This is a genomic window from Finegoldia sp. BIOML-A4 (genome assembly GCF_009679635.1).
In the GTDB taxonomy this organism is placed as follows: Bacteria; Bacillota; Clostridia; order Tissierellales; family Peptoniphilaceae; genus Finegoldia; species Finegoldia magna.
In genome coordinates this window covers 40,880-58,632 of the sequence record NZ_WKZC01000003.1, presented here as the reverse complement: position 1 = coordinate 58,632, position 17,753 = coordinate 40,880, and the positions used below count along the sequence as shown (strand labels likewise).

Here is a 17,753-nt window from a genome sequence, read left to right as displayed (position 1 = left end):
CTCCTTGATTTTTCATACCTATATTATATTCTATTTAAGAAAAAATCGATAGCCTCGATATATCCATCTGCTCCTTTTCCTTTTATAACTTTTTTAGCAAAGAGTGACATGTAAGAAAATTTTCTGAAATCCTCTCTTTCATCTACATCTGATAGATGCACCTCAACTGTGTCTACATCTACAGCTTTCAATGCATCTAAAATAGCAACAGAAGTATGCGTGTATGCTGCAGGGTTGATGATTATTCCGTCTGCTTTTTTGTAAGCACTTTGAATAATATCTACGATTTCTCCTTCGTGATTCGATTGATAAAACTCTACATCTATTTGATTTTTTGCACAGTATAATTTTATCTTGGATTCAATGTCTTGTAGTGTCAGCTTACCATAAATTTCAGGTTCTCTTATGCCAAGCATATTCAAATTCGGTCCATTAATAATATATAGTTTCATTGAAATCCTCCACGATTAATTTGGCAGTTGTTTTTGCGTTGTAATTGTTGAAATATTTATCACTGAATCTTCGATACAAATAATTTCTGTTTTGTCTAATCTCACGCATAGTATTCGTTTTGTAAATCGGTCTGTTTTTTCTGGATAATTTGCTGTTCGGTCTGTCAATCCAATAAACAACTGAATTTTGGTGAAGATAATAAAAATTCTTCTTTACAGTTACAGCCCCTCCCCCAGTTGCGATAACCAAGTTCTTTTCTTTGGAAAATTCCTCCAAAACTTCAGACTCTATTTTTCTGAAATATTTTTCGCCTTGTACTGCAAATATATCATTAATATTTCCATATCTTTGCGTGATGATTTTGTCGATATCCACAAGTTTCTTGTCAGTGTTTTTTGCGATGATTTTAGCAACCGTACTTTTACCACTTCCAGGCATTCCAACCAGTGCAATATTCATATTTTTCGTTCTAATTTTCTGTACGATATTTTCTACAACATCATCGTCTATTTTTTTAGAAGTAAAAATCTCACACGCTTTTACAGCTTGATACACCAGCATTCGCAAACCATTGTCGTTTGGAATTTTAAGTCTATCGCAATCCATTAAAAGGGAAGTTTTGTTCGGATTATAAATCACATCGAACACAGCTTCTGGTCTGATTTTCCCTAATTTTATAACTGATTTCAAATTATTCGGATACATTCCCACTGGAGTTGCGTTGATTAGAACGTCGCATTTTTTGTAATAATCTACATCTTCAAACTTATGCTCACCTTTTCGTGAAATCACTTTAATAGTTCTTGCCTGAAGTCTTTTCGCGCACTCTACGGCTGTTTTGCTAGTAGCTCCATCACCTAAAATCACGACTTCTTTACCTTTCAAATCGACAATTCTAGAAATCATATACTCCATTCCGTCGATGTCGGTGTTATATCCTTTGATAGTATCAGAAAATTTAATCGTATTTACGCATCCAATTTTCTTCGCATCTTCACTCATTTCGTCCAAGTATTTTATGACGTCTTCCTTGTAAGGAATAGTTACATTGATTCCATTGATATCCTTTCTTTTGAAAAATTTATCCAAATCATCTTCTTCAAAATATTCGTATTTGTAGTATCCTAATAGTTCGTGAATTTCTTTGGAATAGCTATGCTTTAAAGATTTTCCTAATAATCCGTATTTCATTTCAAATTATCCTGAATTTTTTTTGATTCTAGTAAAATTTTGGATTCAACTTCCTTTATATTGTCGCGGTATTTTAAATTTGTTTGTTCTATTTTTTCAAAAATTTCCTTTTCTCTCGATTTGTCTTCTGTTTCAATATTATTCTTTGTTTTAAAATCGCCAATTTCAGAACAAATCTCAAATCTTTTCTCTAATAATCCGGCGATTTCAGAATCAATTTTATCTATTTCTTTCCTAAATCTTTCCATCCATACTCCTTTAACAAATCGTAAATCACAAATGCCGTAATGGATTCCATCACGCTTACGGCTCTGATTCCAATGCTTGGGTCGTGTCTTCCTTCAACAGTCAAGGTAGTGTTCGTTCTACTTCTCAAATCAACTGTATCTTGTGTTATTCCAATCGATGCTGGTGGTTTGAACGTAACCAAGGAAATTATCGGCATTCCCGTCGAAATTCCTCCAAGTATTCCACCGTTGTAATTCGTTTTTGTTTTGATTTGTTCGCTTTCTATATAATAGCAGTCATTCACAACAGATGCATTTGATTTGTCGAATGATTTGCCCAAACCAAATTCAACCGATTTTACTGCTCCAATTCCAAAATAGCTTTGTGACAATCTAGATTCAATCGAATCAAAAAGCGTATCTCCAACTCCCGCTCTCAAATTATACACAACAGTTTCTACACTTGAGCCAACGGAATCTTTTCTATCTCTCAACTCTTCTATTTTGTCATCTATTTTATCAATTATTTCATCGTTTATTACTTCGATTTTCCTATTCTTCAAATAACTGTAGTCTGTAAATTTTAAATCATCAAATCGTTCATCTACAATATCTCCAAGTGAATACAAATGGCTGAACACATGTATGTCGTGTTCTTTTAATATTTCTTGTGCAATAAATCCTGCCACGTTAATAACTGCAGTCAATCTTCCAGAAAAATGTCCACTTCCATTGATATCGTTGAAACCATTGTATCTAACAGTTGCTGGATAGTCTGCATGCGATGGCCTTGGAGTATTGTAAATATTTGTGTAATCTTTTGAATGATGATCTGAGTTTTTAATCACAAAAGATAGTGGAGCACCCGTTGTTGTATCATTCAAAATCCCCGATACGAACTCAACTTCATCTGATTCTTTTCTAAGTGTAGTGTTGGATTTTCCGGGAGATCTTCTTTTCATATGTGCTCTCAATTTTTCGTAGTCTATTTTGATTCCTGGATCAACTCCATCAATCACGCCACCAATCATCGAGCCATGAGACTCTCCCCACACAGTTAACTTAACTAATTTACCTATCGATGACATCGCTACCCAGCCTTTCTATTTCACCAAAAAACGATGGATAAGATTTTTTCACAGCTTGCCAATCTTTTATTTCAACTTCTTTCGTAATTATAGATGCTATTGCAGCCGCCATTACAATTCTGTGATCATCAAAAGAATTTACGACTGCAGGTTTCATTTCTGATTTATAAATTATTAAATCATCTCCGTCTATTTTGCAGTTTACGCCGAATGATTTTAACATATCGTAAGTTGATTGCATTCTATCCGATTCTTTTAACCTCAATCTTTTAGCATTTTTTAAGACTGATTTGTCGCATTTTTGAGACAAAACCACTGCCAAAATCACAAATAAATCTGGTGTTTGTGAGATATCTATTTCACAGTAATCTCTGTTGTTATTTATTTTTTCTAATAATTCAACTATTTTTCTGTCTGCTTGAACTGAGTCCATGTTTAAGTTCTGAACGTTTATATCTGCACCTAATTCATTTGCACACAAGAAAAACGCTGCGTTTGACCAGTCTCCTTCTACGATAATTTCCCCTGGTGATTTTAAAGCCCCTGGTTTTACCATGACTTTATCAGACAAAATCTCAGACTCCACTCCAAATAATCTCAAACATTCTTGTGTGATTTTGATATATCCAGTTGATTCAAGTCGTGATATCAATTTGATTTCACAGCCACCAATAAGTGGTGCAATCATCATAATCGCAGAAATATATTGGCTAGATACATCTCCTGGAAATTCAAAATCAATTTTGTGAAAAGTTCCATCAACTGTAAAAGGAAGTTTATCTTCACTAAAAGTAAGCCCCGATAATTTCAATTGATCCATCAGTTCTTGTATTGGTCTATCTTGCAGTCTTCCACTACATTTGATGTTTGTCTTTTGTGATAAGAAACTAATCATCGGAAGCAAAAATCTCAAAGTTGAACCCGAATCATTTACATTGATATCGGTCACATCTTTTTGAAAAAAAGAAGGATGAACTGTAACTTCATTTTCGTTTATGTCGATTTCTACTCCCAAATTTCTCAAACAATCAATAGTTGTCATTATATCGTTAGAGAATTCATTAATGATAATTTTTGTATCGGTATCTGCAACACTTGCTAAAATCAAAAACCTGTGTGCAAATGATTTGGAAGATATAGCGTCCACTGTTCCTCGTAAATTGTCCGTTTTAATCTTCATAAATATCACTCAAAACCTTTTTGTAATCCGATTTGTTCATACTCAAAACGGTACAGTCTCCGATTTCTTCGGAAACTATCAAACTAATCATGTCTTTTGTGTTTTTCTTATCGCGAAGGCTAACTTCGTACACATCTTCCTCAGAATAATCGTAATTATCATTCAAATTATACATTTTAAAAACTTTCAAGATTCTGTCGTAATCCTTGCTGTATTTTTTCGCCATACACTTCATTCCGAAAGCCACGGCATGTCCATGCATAACATTATAATCGGACAGTTTTTCGACAGCATGTCCCAATGTGTGCCCGTAATTTAATAATCTTCTCAAATTTTGCTCCAATTTGTCTTGGAGCACGATATCTTTTTTAATGCTCACACAAATCTCCACAATTTCCGATAAATCGCTTTGTTTAGTGTATCTTTTGGAACTTATCATGTCGAATAATTCTTCATCAAAACAAATCGCGTATTTGATAATTTCCCCGAAACCATCTTCAAACACGTAATCGTCTAAAGTTTTCAACAAAAGTGGATCAATAATGCAAAGCTTTGGATCCTTCAACGCTCCTATCAAGTTTTTCCCAGTTGGCAAATCAATCCCAGTTTTAGACCCTACGGATGAATCTACCATTGACAAAACAGTCGTAGGAATTTGAATGAAATCAATCCCACGCATAAAAGTCGCAGCTACAAAACCAGCCAAATCTCCAACGACTCCTCCACCAAAAGCAATCACAGTGTCATTTCTGTGATAAGACATACTCATGTAAGTCATTATTTTTTCGTACTCTGATAAGCTTTTTGAAGATTCTCCTGGTTTTATAACGTAAAATTCATGTTCAATCTCCAATTCATCTAGCAAAATATCCAATGTTTTGTGGTGATATTTGTCCACATTTTCGTCAGTAATAACAATCGCCTTTGATTTTATAAAATCTTTCAAATAATCGCGCGATTGATTTAAAGCATCAAGTCCAACTATTAGATCGTAATTTTTGACATTTATTACTGAATACATTGCCTTAATTTCCTTACTTTTCTCATTATTGTTCTAAATCTTTCGCAAGTGACAGATTGTGGCCCGTCGCTTAGCGCATTTTCTGGATCGTTGTGCACTTCAATCATAAGTCCATCGCAGCCTGCAGCAGTCGATGCAAGTGATAGCGGTTCTATCAAAGTGTATTTACCACTTGCGTGTGATGGATCCATTATAATAGGAAGTTGCGACAATTCCTTCATCACAGAAATGGCTGAAATATCCAATGTATTTCTAGTGTAATTTTCAAAAGTTCGAATTCCTCTCTCACACAATACGACATTTTCGTTGCCACCAGTCATAATGTACTCTGCGCTCATTATCCATTCCTTGTAAGTAGCACTCAAACCTCTCTTTAGTAAAATTGGCTTATCTGAATGTCCCAACTCTTTAAGCAAGGAATAATTTTGCATATTTCTAGCTCCAACTTGCAACATATCGACATCGTTGAAATAATCCAAATCAGACAAATCCATTATCTCTGTAATAATTGGAAGTCCAGTTTCTTTTTTTGCTTGGATTAACAAATCAATTCCCTTTTTGCCTAATCCTTGGAAAGCATAAGGCGAAGATCTAGGCTTAAAAGCTCCGCCTCTAAGAATATTTGCTCCGTTTTCTTTAACACTTTTGGCAATCGTGATGATTTGTTCTTCACTTTCAACAGAACAAGGTCCAGCCATTACACAAAAATTTCCGTCACCTATTTTTACACCATCGACATCGACAATTTTAGGTTGTGGATGGTATTTCTTGTTTGCCTTACTGAAAGGTTCTTCAATTCTAATAACTTTGTCCACAATATCAAAGCGTGATATTAGCTTTTCATCAATGCTTGAAGTATCTCCTATTAAAGAAATAATCGTGTATCTATCACCAATAGTCTCATCAACTCTGACGTTTTGTTCATTTAAAAAATCTATTAATTTTTTTACTTCCTTTTCGTTAGGATTTCTTTTTAATTTTACTATCATAATTTTCTCCGATAATCTTATTCTATTAATAGTATATCAAAACTTGAAAATTTAGTATAATATAAGTAGAGAAATTTAGAAAGAGTGATAACATGATAGAATCAAACGATTGGCTACTAAAACAAATCAATGTGGTCAGTGAATTTTTGCAAAAATTATTTACAGATATGGAAACAAATAGAAAATTAAATGAGAATGAACAATACCAAAAAGATTCGTTCGAATTTGAAAGATTGTTGGAAAATCTAATCGAAGAAGATAGAATAAACGATGCTGAAAATATTTTGTTCGAGAAGCTAGAAACCAATAATCTAATGTATGCAACGATCGCAACAAGATTTTATGACAAATTAAAAGGACTTTCGGATGAAAAACTTCAAAAATCAAACTACAGTCGTGACGAAATCCTACAAGGATTAAACGATATGTGTGATATGTTTGGTTTGGAAATATTCAAGGGATAAAAAAAGCTGGTTTTTATAAACCAGTTTTTTTAATCGTAGGACCTTTGCCATATATCTCTAATTTTTTGCATTATATCACGGTCAACCCTCTTAGGATATTCATATCCCAGAAGCTCTGCCACATGAAGTCCTTGTTTTCTAAAAAGATCACACGATTTGAACAATGTACTCCACAAATTTTCTAATTCTGGTAGTGGATATGTTTGCAAATATCTTTCGTAATGATCTTTTGGAAGATAAGTCTTGATGTATTCGTAATTGTATCCTATATTAACATTGAAGTCGTAATTACTACCAATATAGTAACCCGTCATTTTATCTACGTTCTCTCTGACATGATAAAACATTTGAATGGCGTAGATTTCTTCTTTTCTATACAATCCCTTTGCTACGTTCAACGAATTGATGAACATTTGATTAACTAGTGATTCAAATTCATGCTTAGTTGGCTTTAATTGTCTGAAACAAACATCTGATTTGGTACTATTGCCAACTAAAACTTGGTCTTTGTCTACTAAAATTTCCGCTTGGCTATCTTCATTAATATAAGCTTGCATCGTGTTTTCCTTAATGAAAAATATTCTGATTTTAGAAATATCATTAAGTACAATAGTGTAGCTGATATTGTGAGGATTAATTTTATTTGTGTAAGTTAATTTGTCAGATTTTTCTAACATTAACACATCACCGAATAAACTTTCAATGAAGTGTGAATCCTTAAACTTTTCAAGATCACTAACGCCGAAAACAAAGTGGTAATCAGTGTTTTCGTCCTTTTTCAAAGTAGGATTAAGTCTTCTTCCAGTTTCTATAAGGCTTCTAACTTCTTCATTTTCTTTTGAAAATTCTATAACCGTATTTTTAATATTATTAACCATTCAAATCACCTATCATTTTGATTAATCACAAATTCATACACATCAGTTGGATTATCTGCAACAAAAACCGCATTTTTATATTCATCTGCATTTCCAAATCCATATCCTGCAGCGATTGCTTTAATATTGTTAAGTCTTGCCCCTTCAATATCGTGATGTCTGTCCCCCACCATTATCGATTCTTCTGGATTTATACCAGTTTTATCAATTAAATAAGCTATTACATCTTCCTTCTCTACTCTTGATTGATCCATAGTCGCACCAGCAGTATATGAAAAATATTTCAACAAATTATTATCTGATAAAATTTTCCTAGCTGAAGATTCAACCTTACTTGTAGCCAAATAAATTTTATATCCTTCATCATAAAATTTGTTTATAGTTTCTACAATACCATCGTAGAGTTCCATTTCTTTCATACCTTTTTTGAAATAATAATCTCTGAAATCTTCAATTCTTTCTTTACATTCAATTTCACTAAAACCCAACTCCGTATAACTGTCTTTTAAAGGTGGACCTATAAAAGATATAAGCTTACTTTCATCGTATTTGAAATTTACTTTATCCAAACTAAACTTAACAGCATTTACAATTCCCTCATAAGAATTCGTAATAGTACCATCAAGATCAAATATTATATTTTTAATCATAATTCCCCTCTCGATTTATTATATCATAGCAAATTTACTGTGGTGTATTTATAAATTAATTTTAACACCAATGATTATTTTATCATATATTTGTTTTTGTGTTTGAATTTTGGGCAAAACAAAACCCCGCACATGGCGGGGAATATAATTTATTTTGTCATTCCTGTTGAATCGATGTTTCGAGCTTGTACTTCATCATCTAATCTCTTGCCCATTTCTTGTTCAGCTGTTGTTTCTTCAACATTTTCTTGAACTTCAGATTGTGGTGCACGACTAAGCTTAGCATCTTGTTCTTTCATAGCTCTTATACCTTCATCCAATCCTTTATCGAATAAGTGGCAAGCTACAAAGTGTTTATCAGCAATTTCTTGTAGAACTGGTCTATCAGTTTTACAGATTTCCATTGCATAGTTACATCTAGTACAGAACTTACATCCTTCTGGAGCGTTAATTGGTGAAGGAATTTCACCTTGTAATTTAACACGTCCTTCGCTTGAAACATCAGGATCTGGAATAGGAATTGCAGAAATCAATGCTTTAGTGTAAGGGTGAAGTGGTTGATTATAAATCTTAGTGTTTGAAGATACTTCTACCATACTACCTAAATACATTACGCCTATTCTATCAGAAATGTGTTTTACCATTGATAAATCGTGAGAAATAAACAAATAAGTTAATTTCTTTTCTCTTTGTAACTCAATAAGTAAGTTAACAACTTGTGCTTGAATACTTACATCAAGCGCTGAGATAGGTTCATCACATACGATAAATTCTGGTTTTACTGCTAAAGCTCTGGCAATACCAATTCTTTGTCTTTGTCCACCAGATAATTCGTGCGGGAATCTAGCTCCGTGTTCAGCGTTAAGTCCTACAGTTTTTAATAATTCAGTAATTCTATTTTGAATATCTTTTTCTTGCATTTCAGGGAAGTGAACTCTGATACCTTCTCCAATGATATCACCAATAGTCATCTTAGAGTCAAGTGATGAATATGGGTCTTGGAAAATCATTTGAGCTTTTTTCTTAAAAGATTGTTTTTCTTTACCGCTCAACTTTGTGATATCTTTTCCTTCATATATAACTTTACCATTTGTAGGTTCATATAAGTTAATAACTGTTCTTCCGCATGTAGTTTTACCACATCCAGATTCTCCTACAAGTCCGAAAGTTTCCCCTTTATATATTTTTAAATTTACATTTTCAACAGCTTTTAAAGTCTTGTTTTTACCAACTTTGAAAAACTTATCCAAGTTTTCTAATTCAACAAGCACTTCTCTGTTTGAATAATCTATGTTCTTTTCTTTTATTACTTTAGTTTCTGACATAATTCACTCCTAATAAGGTCTTTCAACTTTTGGTGCTTGTTCATGTGTTAACCAACATCTGCAAACATGATGGTCTGAATATCTAGTTTCAGGTGGTTTCTTTTCTCTACAAATTTGCATTGCATAATCACATCTTGCTGCAAATGGACATCCCGGAATTTCCATCAATAAATCTGGTGGAGTTCCACCTAATGAATACAATTCATTATCTTTTGATGAGTCAAGTCTTGGAACGCTCATCAACAATGCCCATGTGTATGGGTGATGTGCATCTTTAAATATTTCTTGTACTGTACCAGTTTCCATGATTTCACCGGCATACATTACTTGAATTCTGTCTGCAAAGTCAGCTACTACACCTAAATCGTGAGTTACAAGAACTATAGAAGTATTTTTAGTATCTCTTAATTCTCTCATCAAATCCAAGATTTGTGCTTGAATAGTTACATCAAGTGCTGTAGTTGGTTCGTCAGCCAAGATAACATTAGGGTTACATGCCAATGCTATGGCAATCATAACTCTTTGTCTCATACCACCTGATAATTCGTGTGGATATTGTTTAACACGTTCTTCAGCATTAGGAATATTTACAGTCTTTAACAATTTAACAGCTTCTTTTTTAGCTTCATCTTTTGATAAATCAGTGTGCAATAAAAGAGATTCTGTAATTTGTTTACCTATTTTCATAGTTGGGTTAAGAGAAGTCATAGGGTCTTGGAAAATCATTGATACATCAGAACCTTTATATTCTCTTAATCTCTTCTTATCCATGTTAAGAACTTCTTCATTCATATATTTAATTGAAGATGGTTCTTTGATAACCGCTGATTGAGGTAAAATTTGAAGTATAGATTTACTTACTACTGTTTTACCACATCCAGATTCACCTACTAAAGCCAAAGCTTCTCCATCGTAGATGTCAAAGCTTACACCTCTTACAGCCTTTACTTCACCAGCATAAGTATTGAAAGATACGTTTAAGTTATCTACTTCAATTACTTTTGGTCTGTTAGTGTAATCTTTTTCTACTCTAGCAGTTCTTGTAAGTTCTTCTGATAAATTTTGTTTTTCGTTCATATTTTTTTCTTCGTTAACTCTATCTTCTACAACTTCAGAGGAAACATATTTAGTTGTAGTTTCTACTTCATTATTTTCATTAATTACAGTTTCTTCAACTAAAGTTTCTTCTGAAAGGTTTTGTTCTTTTTTTAGTTCATCTACATCTTTGTATTTATTCTTGCTCATGTTTTTTCCTCCTACTGTCTAAGGTTAGGGTCAAGCGCATCTCTCAAACCATCACCTAACAAAGTAAATGAAAGCATTGTTAACCCGATCATTAGAGCTGGGAAAAACAATTGATAAGGATAAAATTGGAATACTTGTTGAGCTTGTGAACACATAAGTCCCCAAGAAGTTTCTGGAGGTTGTACACCAAGTCCTAAGTAACTTAAGAAAGCTTCACCAAATATATATCCTGGAATATCAAATGAAATTGATACAAGTATTACGTTCAAAGTATTTGGAATAAGGTGTTTGATAATGATATCTTTGTTGCTTACTCCCAATACACGAGCTGCCATGATATAGTCTTGTTCTTTTAATGAAAGAATTTGACCTCTTACAAGTCTTGCAAGACCACACCATCCTGTGATAGTCATGGCTAAAATAAGTGTTCCTACACCATTTGAGTTTAAAGCTAATCTTAAAATGATTACTAATAAAAGGTAAGGTATAGAAATCAATATTTCTACAATTCTCATCATAATTGTATCAACTCTTCCGCCAAAGAACGCAGAAGCTGCACCATAAATAGAACCTATTACAGTACCAATAATAGCACCTGCAAGACCTATTATGATGGAAATTCTACCACCTCTCCAAATTCTTGTGAATATATCTCTTCCAAGTTCGTCAGTACCGAACCAGAATTTTGAGCTTGGTGATAAGTTAATTTCTCCTACTAAATCTTCATGAGAATATCCCGTTAACATCGGTCCGATGATAACCATTACAATTAAAAATACTAATATAATAAATGCAACTAAAGCTGCCTTGTTTTCTTTAAATCTTCTCCAAGCGTCAGACCAGTATGTTACTACAGGTCTTGCTATAAATTCAGATGTTCTATCTTCATCTGAAAGTCTTTGAAATTTGCTTTGATCTATTTTTTCCATACTAATCCCCTAATCTACAATTTTAATTCTTGGATCTGCTATTCCGTATAAGATATCTACAACTAATTGAGAGATTAAGAACAAGAATGCATAGAAAATTGTTGTACCTATAATCATAGGATAATCTCTGGCAGTTATAGAGTTTACAAAGTAACTTCCTAAACCTGGTATAGAATACATATTTTCAATAATGAATGATCCTGTAAATATACCAACGATTTGTGGAGCTATGATTGTGATGATAGGAAGTATAGCATTTCTGAATACGTGTTTTCTAATTACATTGAAGCCTGATACACCTTTTGCTTTTGCAGTTAGTATGTAGTCTTCGTTTAAAACTTCCAATACATTACTTCTCATGTATCTAGCATAAGTAGCTATTGAACCAAAGCATAATGCTATTGAAGGCAAAATTGTATACTTGATTTCGTCTCCGTAGCCTGAAGTTGGAAACCAATTTAGTTTTACTGCGAAAGCGTATTGTAAAAGAGCCCCCAAAATAAATACAGGTATCGTAATACCCAAAATAGCCAATACACTGATAATATAATCTGGCACTTTACCCCTGTTTAAGGCCGCGAGAATACCAAAGATAATACCAATAGTAATACCTATTACCATGGCTTGTCCACCAATTCTTCCAGATACTGGAGCAGTTTGAGCTATTGTAGTCTTAACTTCTCTACCTGGATATTTGTATGAAGCACCTAAGTCTCCGTGCAATGCATTTTTTAAAAATATTGCATATTGTGTTGATACTGGTTTATCCAAACCGTATCTTGCTTTGTAATTTTTTATTGTTTGCTCTGGAAGAGTTTTACCCATAGCAGACAATGGATCCCCTTGAATGTTATGCATCAAGAAGAATGTTGCTGTTGTGATTACAAATAATGTAAGCACCATGTACAAGATTCTCTTTATAAGATATTTTAACATGAGTCCTCCTATATACAATTAGTAGGCTGTTACAAATAATTTGTAACAGCCTGCCATTTGCTACTAGTTATTTTATTTTTTTTCTAGATAAGTGTCTTTGTATCCTGCTGTTGAAAATTGGTTTAAGTTAATATTCTTTACATAATCTTGGTAATAAATATTTGTAGAACCAGATATAATTGGAATAATAACTGTTTCATCAGCTAGGATTTGTTCAGCTTTCTTATACAATTCTACTTGTTTGTTTTCGTCTTTTTCTTTGGCAGCGTCTCTGATTAATTTATCATATTCTTCGCTCTTCCATCCAGTTCTAACTGCGTTAGCACTTGAAGTGAATAGAGACATCATTGCTGATGGATGGTTGTAGTCAGCAGTCCATGCTAAATAACCCATTTGGTAATTACCTTTATTGATTTTACCAGAAAGAATAGCCCATTCCATCATTTCCAATTTAACTTTTACACCAAGTTTGTTTTGGAAGTTTTGTTGGAAATATTCACCGGATTTTTTTAATTCTGGAGAGTTAGTCATGATCAAGCTAACTTCTAATTTTGAAGGATCTGGATCCATTCCTAATTCTTTAAGACCTTCTGATAATAATGCTTTTGGATCGCCTAATTTATCAGCCATTTCTTTAACAGGGTTTCCTGCCATTTCTCTGTATTTCAATTCGTTAATTGAGATAGCTTTTGGTACCCAGAAGTAAGCTGGAGCTGATTTTCCTTTAAGAACTGTATCGTTGAAACCTTCTCTGTCTAAAGCGATGTTGAATGCTTGTCTAACTTTTTTGTTCTTGAATAATTTATCTTGGTGGTTAACTGCGAAGTAATCTACTGCTGGAAGGTCAACTTTTTGAGTCTTAGTTCCTTCTCTCTTATCGAACTTAGAAGTCCATTCTGGTTTATTAGTACCTACACTCATAATTTCTCCAGATTGGAAAGCATTCATTCTAGTGTTTTCATCTGTTAACACTCTAAGGTTTACTTTTTCTAGTTTAACTTTGTCTTTGTTCCAGTAGTCTTTGTTCTTTTCAAGAACTAATTTAGAGTTGTGGCTCCATTCAGTTAATTTGAAAGGTCCGCAACCTACGATTGTATTAGCTTCAGAACCGAATTGTTCTTTGTTCTTTTCTACTATGTCTTTTCTTTGTGGGAAACATACTCTGAAAGGTACGATGTTAATGAAATATTGTGCTGGAGCACCCAATTTGATTTCTAATGTTTTATCATCAATAGCTTTAACTCCCAATTTATCCAATGGAGCTTTTCCTGAGTTAACTTCTTGGAAGTTAGCGATATCAGCTAATAAGAATGAAGAACCAGAACCTGTCTTAGGATCTACAGTTCTTTTAATACCATATTCAAAGTCTTTTGCAGTTAATGGTTGACCATCATCCCATTTCAATCCATCTCGTAATGTGAATGTATAAGTCATAGCATCTTCAGATACTTTCCATTCTTTAGCTGCTGCTGCTTCTGGTTTTAATGTTAAGTCATCATTTTGAACCAATCTAATAAGTGGTTCATATACGTTATTAACAACTGTATTACCATAACTGTCACTACCTTTTTGAGCATCGATAGATTCAGGATCAGACGCTACGAAAGTATTGTATACTGTGTTTTCTCCCTTAGCTCCTCCGTCTTTTGATCCTCCATTTCCACATGCTGTACCAGCAACCATAATGCCGGCTAACATCAAGGCAACAAACCTTTTCTTGTTTCTCATTTACAATTCCTCCTTAAATATTTTAATCATATGAGAAAATCCGAATTAATCGTGAATACATATTTAAAAATAAATAAGTACTAGTCTTCACGTTTTTCGTAATTTCATTATAACATGAATTCATGAAAATGATAACATAAACAACGTTTTTTCAAAATATTTTAATATTAAATTGTTATATAATTATCTTGTTCCGTTTTTTTATAAATTTTTTCGTTTTAATTTATCTTTGCAGGATTGTATACTTTTCGTAATAATCACTATTTTGTTGAAATATTGTTTTCATAAATTTATCATTTGATATTTGTTATCATGTCCGTTTTGAGTGAAATATTTTTACATTTTTTGGCGATATTTTTGTTATTTTTGTGTGAAAAATTTAATAAACGGATTTAAACAAATAAAAGATGAGATATTTTAGGAATTTATACCGCAAAAGTATTTAGTAGTTTTTTGTAAATCATTGTAACTTTTTTGTAATATTTTTTTATTTTTAAAAAATCTCTATTAAAAAAGCGACCATTTAAGATCGCAATTTTATAAGTCATTTATCAATTCATCTACCATGTGCTCTTCCGTAGACCATGATGTACAAATTCTTACGTTTATGTAATCATCTGTTTTGTAATTTTCGCAAAAATTATATTTATGTTTTAATCTGTGGTATCTTTCATAATCCATATTTACGAATATTGTGTTGGTAGTAGATTGAGTAGCTAGAACATAGTTTTGTTCTTTTAATCTTTTTCTAATCCTATCTGCTTGTTCATCAGCTTTTTCAGCTAATTTAAAAATTAAATCATCAGTAAATAATTCTCTAAATTGAATTCCCAAAAATCTGGATTTGGCAATCAACATTCCAGAGCCTTTAATGTAGTTTTTAAAATGAAGCTTGAAATCATCGTTGTTTAATATCAATGCTTCTCCAAACATAGCCCCACACTTTGTTCCTCCGACATATGTCGCATCGACAATCTCACAAATTTCTTTTAATGTTAGGTCGTTATTTTTTGCAGCTAATGCATATGCAAGTCTTGCTCCATCCATAAATAAATACAATCCATGTTTGTCGCAGACTTTTTTTATTTCCATTAGTCTTTCTTTAGTGTAGATTGTTCCAGATTCCGATGAATTGGTTATGTAAACCATTTTTGGAATTGGTTTGTGAAAATATGCAGGATCATTCATTCTTTCTGATACAAATTTATCTATTACTTCTGGAATTAATAATCCATCTTCATCTTCTACTATTTCTATTTTGTGACCAATATCTTCAATAGCCCCTGTTTCTAATGTATTAATATGAGCATTATCACATGCGATAACACTTTCAAAAGGTCTTAGCGATGTTTTGATAACAAGTTTATTACAAGCTGTAGAACCATGTAGGAAATAAACGTCTTGATCAGAAATCTTTTTTCTGATAAGTTCTTTTGCTTGATGAGTGTATTCATCGTTGCAATAGCCTTGTTGTTGAACCATATTGGTTTCTTCAAGTGCTTTTATGATATTTGGATGAACTCCTTCTAGATAATCACAGTTAAAATTATACATAATTTTTCTCCTCAATCGACAATAATTAATTTGTTAAAATACAGATTTATTATAACACTTGATAATTTTTTGTAAAGAATATTATTCACTTATTTTGTGTATAAACATTTGATGTAATATGTCATTTTTTGTCCATTATCATAAACACATTCAGCTCTTTCAAGTATCGTCTTGTATTTACGATTGTTAATTACACCTTCATCTTTTATCAAATTGTCAGGATCTTCTGTGTTAATATCAGGACCTTGTAGATTCCACAATTCTTCTAATCTGTTATTAAATATTTCTATGTTGAATTTGCCAATTGTTTCATTTTTGTATTTTATAACAACAATATTTGATTTTTTGGAAAACGTAACGTTTTGGTTTCCTAAATTTTCGATATTTTGTGTGTTGGAATCGTATTGAAATTGAATATTTTCCAATAAACGGTCGTAGTTTGTCGTGTCAATTTCTAACCTATCATTGACAAAGGATCTGATTTGTCCGTATAGCGACTCAAATTCGTCTCCTCTGAATCCAAATACACGATTCATATCCTCTTGTGAAGTTGTAAATTTATCACCCAAATAAGGAAGTTCTTTTGTACTATGTTTGACTACAAAATAGTCAAGTTTGTCTTTTATTTCCTTTATTTTAGCTGGATTTACATTGCTTTGAGATTTTATTTTGCCATCGACAAGCAGATTTTCTTCAACTAGCATTTTTTCTAATTTGGCTTTTTGGTCTATTCTACTGATATTATATGCAGAAAGAGGTCCCACCGAAGAAATCAGTGCCAATATCAAAAACGTTGTCGGTATCGTGATGTATGTCTTCTTGTTGAAGAATAAATAGTAAATCATTGATATAACAATGAATATTCCGCCAACTACCACAAGATATCTTTCTTCCGTAACTCCATAATACGATATTCTGATTCCTATTGAGTAAAACATCATAACTGAAAGTATCAATAATATTATAGGTTGAATTTTATTGTAAACATTTATGAATTTGTCTTCTACAGTTTTTGATATAAACAATACAACAACTGAAAGCAATCCGTACCACAAAATAAGATTTGTGATGATATTGTTAGGTATCGTCTTTAAAACTACTACCTTTATTATATATAGAAGTAAAATAAAACCGTATATCAAAAATATCGGAGCAATAATTCTCGTAAATAATAACTTAAAAGGCAAAAGCCATTTGATTTTTAGATTTTCGTCACTATATTTCAATGGAAATTTGGATAAAATTATAGATGCATTTAGCAATAGAAAAATTACCGCTGCACATGATACTATGACATTGCTAAGATTAAATTGTAGTTTGAACAGTTCCTTTGTCGTGAACAAAATCGCAACAATTCCAATAAAAATCGTTACGCAATAAATCAACGATTCTATTATTGATAAAACTATTTTAACTGCGTAGTCGGCATAGTCATTTTTCTTATTAAAGTGACCTGCGATAAACATTCCGACAAAAAGCGTCACAAATAATCCCATTTCCGTGATTTGATTTCTAAGTACGAAGGACTTATCTACCTTTATTATTAGGAAATAGCACACTAATCCCATAATCACTGAAACAATTGCATATACCATAGCTTTTTTGTCTTTGGTGATTTCTATGTTTTTGTCAGAGATTATCAGCTTTACAATCATGTAGCTCATCGCAAAATAGAGCGAAGAAATAAGTAAATCAGCTGTTAAAGTGCTATTCAATGCACCTATTTCGATATACCATATCCCCATAATCGCAAAAATCGTAGCAATAAATATGGCAAGTAATACCATTGGATATAGCTTTATTGTTTTCTTTAAGTTTTTAAGTTTCGATTTAAAAATATCTAACCTCATAATTTCCTCCTGCTTTTCTTAATTATATCACGACAAATATCTTAA

Annotated in this window: 17 protein-coding genes; 1 reads left to right on the top strand and 16 read right to left on the bottom strand. The window is 32.4% G+C overall.

Annotation, left to right across the window (positions count from 1 at the left end; genetic code table 11):
• Window positions 1–23 precede the first annotated feature (23 nt).
• Genes aroQ through aroF form a run of 7 tightly spaced genes read right to left on the bottom strand, consistent with a single transcriptional unit; the run spans window position 24 to window position 6,149 of the window.
• Window positions 24–452 (bottom strand): type II 3-dehydroquinate dehydratase, encoded by a 429-nt coding sequence (aroQ, locus tag GKG01_RS03680; protein WP_154271541.1) that lies wholly within the window; start codon window positions 450–452, stop codon window positions 24–26.
• Complete coding sequence (locus tag GKG01_RS03675; RefSeq protein ID WP_154271540.1) at window positions 433–1,644, bottom strand: shikimate kinase; 1,212 nt, start codon at window positions 1,642–1,644, stop codon at window positions 433–435. Before GKG01_RS03675 ends, aroQ begins: the two co-directional genes overlap by 20 nt.
• Entirely contained in the window at window positions 1,641–1,892 is a 252-nt protein-coding gene (locus tag GKG01_RS03670; RefSeq protein ID WP_154271539.1) for a chorismate mutase, read from the bottom strand. Before GKG01_RS03670 ends, GKG01_RS03675 begins: the two co-directional genes overlap by 4 nt.
• Window positions 1,868–2,959, bottom strand: coding sequence for a chorismate synthase (gene aroC, locus GKG01_RS03665; protein ID WP_154271538.1), 1,092 nt, complete (start codon window positions 2,957–2,959; stop codon window positions 1,868–1,870). The genes GKG01_RS03670 and aroC overlap by 25 nt, the downstream gene beginning before the upstream one ends.
• Window positions 2,943–4,139 carry a 3-phosphoshikimate 1-carboxyvinyltransferase gene (locus tag GKG01_RS03660; protein ID WP_154271537.1) on the bottom strand — a complete coding sequence of 399 codons (1,197 nt, stop codon included), beginning with the start codon at window positions 4,137–4,139 and terminating at the stop codon, window positions 2,943–2,945. The genes aroC and GKG01_RS03660 overlap by 17 nt, the downstream gene beginning before the upstream one ends.
• Window positions 4,129–5,160: a 3-dehydroquinate synthase gene (gene aroB / locus GKG01_RS03655; protein ID WP_154271536.1), complete on the bottom strand. Its 1,032-nt coding sequence runs from the start codon at window positions 5,158–5,160 to the stop codon at window positions 4,129–4,131. The genes GKG01_RS03660 and aroB overlap by 11 nt, the downstream gene beginning before the upstream one ends.
• Complete coding sequence (aroF, locus tag GKG01_RS03650; protein ID WP_094206081.1) at window positions 5,148–6,149, bottom strand: 3-deoxy-7-phosphoheptulonate synthase; 1,002 nt, start codon at window positions 6,147–6,149, stop codon at window positions 5,148–5,150. The genes aroB and aroF overlap by 13 nt, the downstream gene beginning before the upstream one ends.
• 92 nt (window positions 6,150–6,241) lie before the next feature.
• Between aroF and GKG01_RS03645 the strand changes: the two genes are divergently transcribed.
• The gene (locus tag GKG01_RS03645; RefSeq protein WP_094206082.1) at window positions 6,242–6,613 is read left to right on the top strand and encodes a DUF6483 family protein; all 372 of its coding nucleotides are present in this window, start codon (window positions 6,242–6,244) and stop codon (window positions 6,611–6,613) included.
• A gap of 29 nt (window positions 6,614–6,642) precedes the next feature.
• On the opposite strand, the gene GKG01_RS03640 is transcribed toward GKG01_RS03645, so the two are convergent.
• From GKG01_RS03640 to GKG01_RS03600, 9 genes are all read right to left on the bottom strand, one after another.
• Window positions 6,643–7,491 (bottom strand): aminoglycoside 6-adenylyltransferase, encoded by an 849-nt coding sequence (locus GKG01_RS03640; protein ID WP_154271535.1) that lies wholly within the window; start codon window positions 7,489–7,491, stop codon window positions 6,643–6,645.
• A 5-nt stretch (window positions 7,492–7,496) separates the two neighbouring features.
• Complete coding sequence (locus GKG01_RS03635) at window positions 7,497–8,141, bottom strand: HAD hydrolase-like protein (protein ID WP_154271534.1); 645 nt, start codon at window positions 8,139–8,141, stop codon at window positions 7,497–7,499.
• Between the two features lie 149 nt (window positions 8,142–8,290).
• Entirely contained in the window at window positions 8,291–9,466 is a 1,176-nt protein-coding gene (locus GKG01_RS03630) for an oligopeptide/dipeptide ABC transporter ATP-binding protein (RefSeq protein ID WP_154271533.1), read from the bottom strand.
• A 9-nt stretch (window positions 9,467–9,475) separates the two neighbouring features.
• Entirely contained in the window at window positions 9,476–10,711 is a 1,236-nt protein-coding gene (locus GKG01_RS03625; protein WP_002835178.1) for an ABC transporter ATP-binding protein, read from the bottom strand.
• A gap of 11 nt (window positions 10,712–10,722) precedes the next feature.
• A complete protein-coding gene (locus GKG01_RS03620) occupies window positions 10,723–11,640 on the bottom strand; it encodes an ABC transporter permease (RefSeq protein ID WP_154271532.1) in 918 nt (305 codons plus the stop codon).
• A gap of 9 nt (window positions 11,641–11,649) precedes the next feature.
• On the bottom strand, window positions 11,650–12,576 hold the full coding sequence (locus GKG01_RS03615) for an ABC transporter permease (RefSeq protein ID WP_154271531.1): 927 nt from the start codon (window positions 12,574–12,576) through the stop codon (window positions 11,650–11,652).
• 72 nt (window positions 12,577–12,648) lie between these two features.
• Window positions 12,649–14,304, bottom strand: a complete 1,656-nt coding sequence (locus tag GKG01_RS03610) for a peptide ABC transporter substrate-binding protein (protein ID WP_154271530.1) — start codon at window positions 14,302–14,304, stop codon at window positions 12,649–12,651.
• A 537-nt stretch (window positions 14,305–14,841) separates the two neighbouring features.
• On the bottom strand, window positions 14,842–15,858 hold the full coding sequence (locus GKG01_RS03605; RefSeq protein ID WP_154271529.1) for a beta-eliminating lyase-related protein: 1,017 nt from the start codon (window positions 15,856–15,858) through the stop codon (window positions 14,842–14,844).
• A gap of 89 nt (window positions 15,859–15,947) precedes the next feature.
• Complete coding sequence (locus tag GKG01_RS03600) at window positions 15,948–17,708, bottom strand: DUF4153 domain-containing protein (protein WP_154271528.1); 1,761 nt, start codon at window positions 17,706–17,708, stop codon at window positions 15,948–15,950.
• Between the last annotated feature and the right edge of the window lie 45 nt (window positions 17,709–17,753).

What these genes read in the sequence shown, in the direction of transcription:
- aroQ (WP_154271541.1), bottom strand. Translation starts at nt 452, where the DNA reads ATGAAACTATATATTATTAATGGACCGAATTTGAATATGCTTGGCATA.
- GKG01_RS03675 (WP_154271540.1), bottom strand. Translation starts at nt 1,644, where the DNA reads ATGAAATACGGATTATTAGGAAAATCTTTAAAGCATAGCTATTCCAAA.
- GKG01_RS03670 (WP_154271539.1), bottom strand. Translation starts at nt 1,892, where the DNA reads ATGGAAAGATTTAGGAAAGAAATAGATAAAATTGATTCTGAAATCGCC.
- aroC (WP_154271538.1), bottom strand. Translation starts at nt 2,959, where the DNA reads ATGTCATCGATAGGTAAATTAGTTAAGTTAACTGTGTGGGGAGAGTCT.
- GKG01_RS03660 (WP_154271537.1), bottom strand. Translation starts at nt 4,139, where the DNA reads ATGAAGATTAAAACGGACAATTTACGAGGAACAGTGGACGCTATATCT.
- aroB (WP_154271536.1), bottom strand. Translation starts at nt 5,160, where the DNA reads ATGTATTCAGTAATAAATGTCAAAAATTACGATCTAATAGTTGGACTT.
- aroF (WP_094206081.1), bottom strand. Translation starts at nt 6,149, where the DNA reads ATGATAGTAAAATTAAAAAGAAATCCTAACGAAAAGGAAGTAAAAAAA.
- GKG01_RS03645 (WP_094206082.1), top strand. Translation starts at nt 6,242, where the DNA reads ATGATAGAATCAAACGATTGGCTACTAAAACAAATCAATGTGGTCAGT.
- GKG01_RS03640 (WP_154271535.1), bottom strand. Translation starts at nt 7,491, where the DNA reads ATGGTTAATAATATTAAAAATACGGTTATAGAATTTTCAAAAGAAAAT.
- GKG01_RS03635 (WP_154271534.1), bottom strand. Translation starts at nt 8,141, where the DNA reads ATGATTAAAAATATAATATTTGATCTTGATGGTACTATTACGAATTCT.
- GKG01_RS03630 (WP_154271533.1), bottom strand. Translation starts at nt 9,466, where the DNA reads ATGTCAGAAACTAAAGTAATAAAAGAAAAGAACATAGATTATTCAAAC.
- GKG01_RS03625 (WP_002835178.1), bottom strand. Translation starts at nt 10,711, where the DNA reads ATGAGCAAGAATAAATACAAAGATGTAGATGAACTAAAAAAAGAACAA.
- GKG01_RS03620 (WP_154271532.1), bottom strand. Translation starts at nt 11,640, where the DNA reads ATGGAAAAAATAGATCAAAGCAAATTTCAAAGACTTTCAGATGAAGAT.
- GKG01_RS03615 (WP_154271531.1), bottom strand. Translation starts at nt 12,576, where the DNA reads ATGTTAAAATATCTTATAAAGAGAATCTTGTACATGGTGCTTACATTA.
- GKG01_RS03610 (WP_154271530.1), bottom strand. Translation starts at nt 14,304, where the DNA reads ATGAGAAACAAGAAAAGGTTTGTTGCCTTGATGTTAGCCGGCATTATG.
- GKG01_RS03605 (WP_154271529.1), bottom strand. Translation starts at nt 15,858, where the DNA reads ATGTATAATTTTAACTGTGATTATCTAGAAGGAGTTCATCCAAATATC.
- GKG01_RS03600 (WP_154271528.1), bottom strand. Translation starts at nt 17,708, where the DNA reads ATGAGGTTAGATATTTTTAAATCGAAACTTAAAAACTTAAAGAAAACA.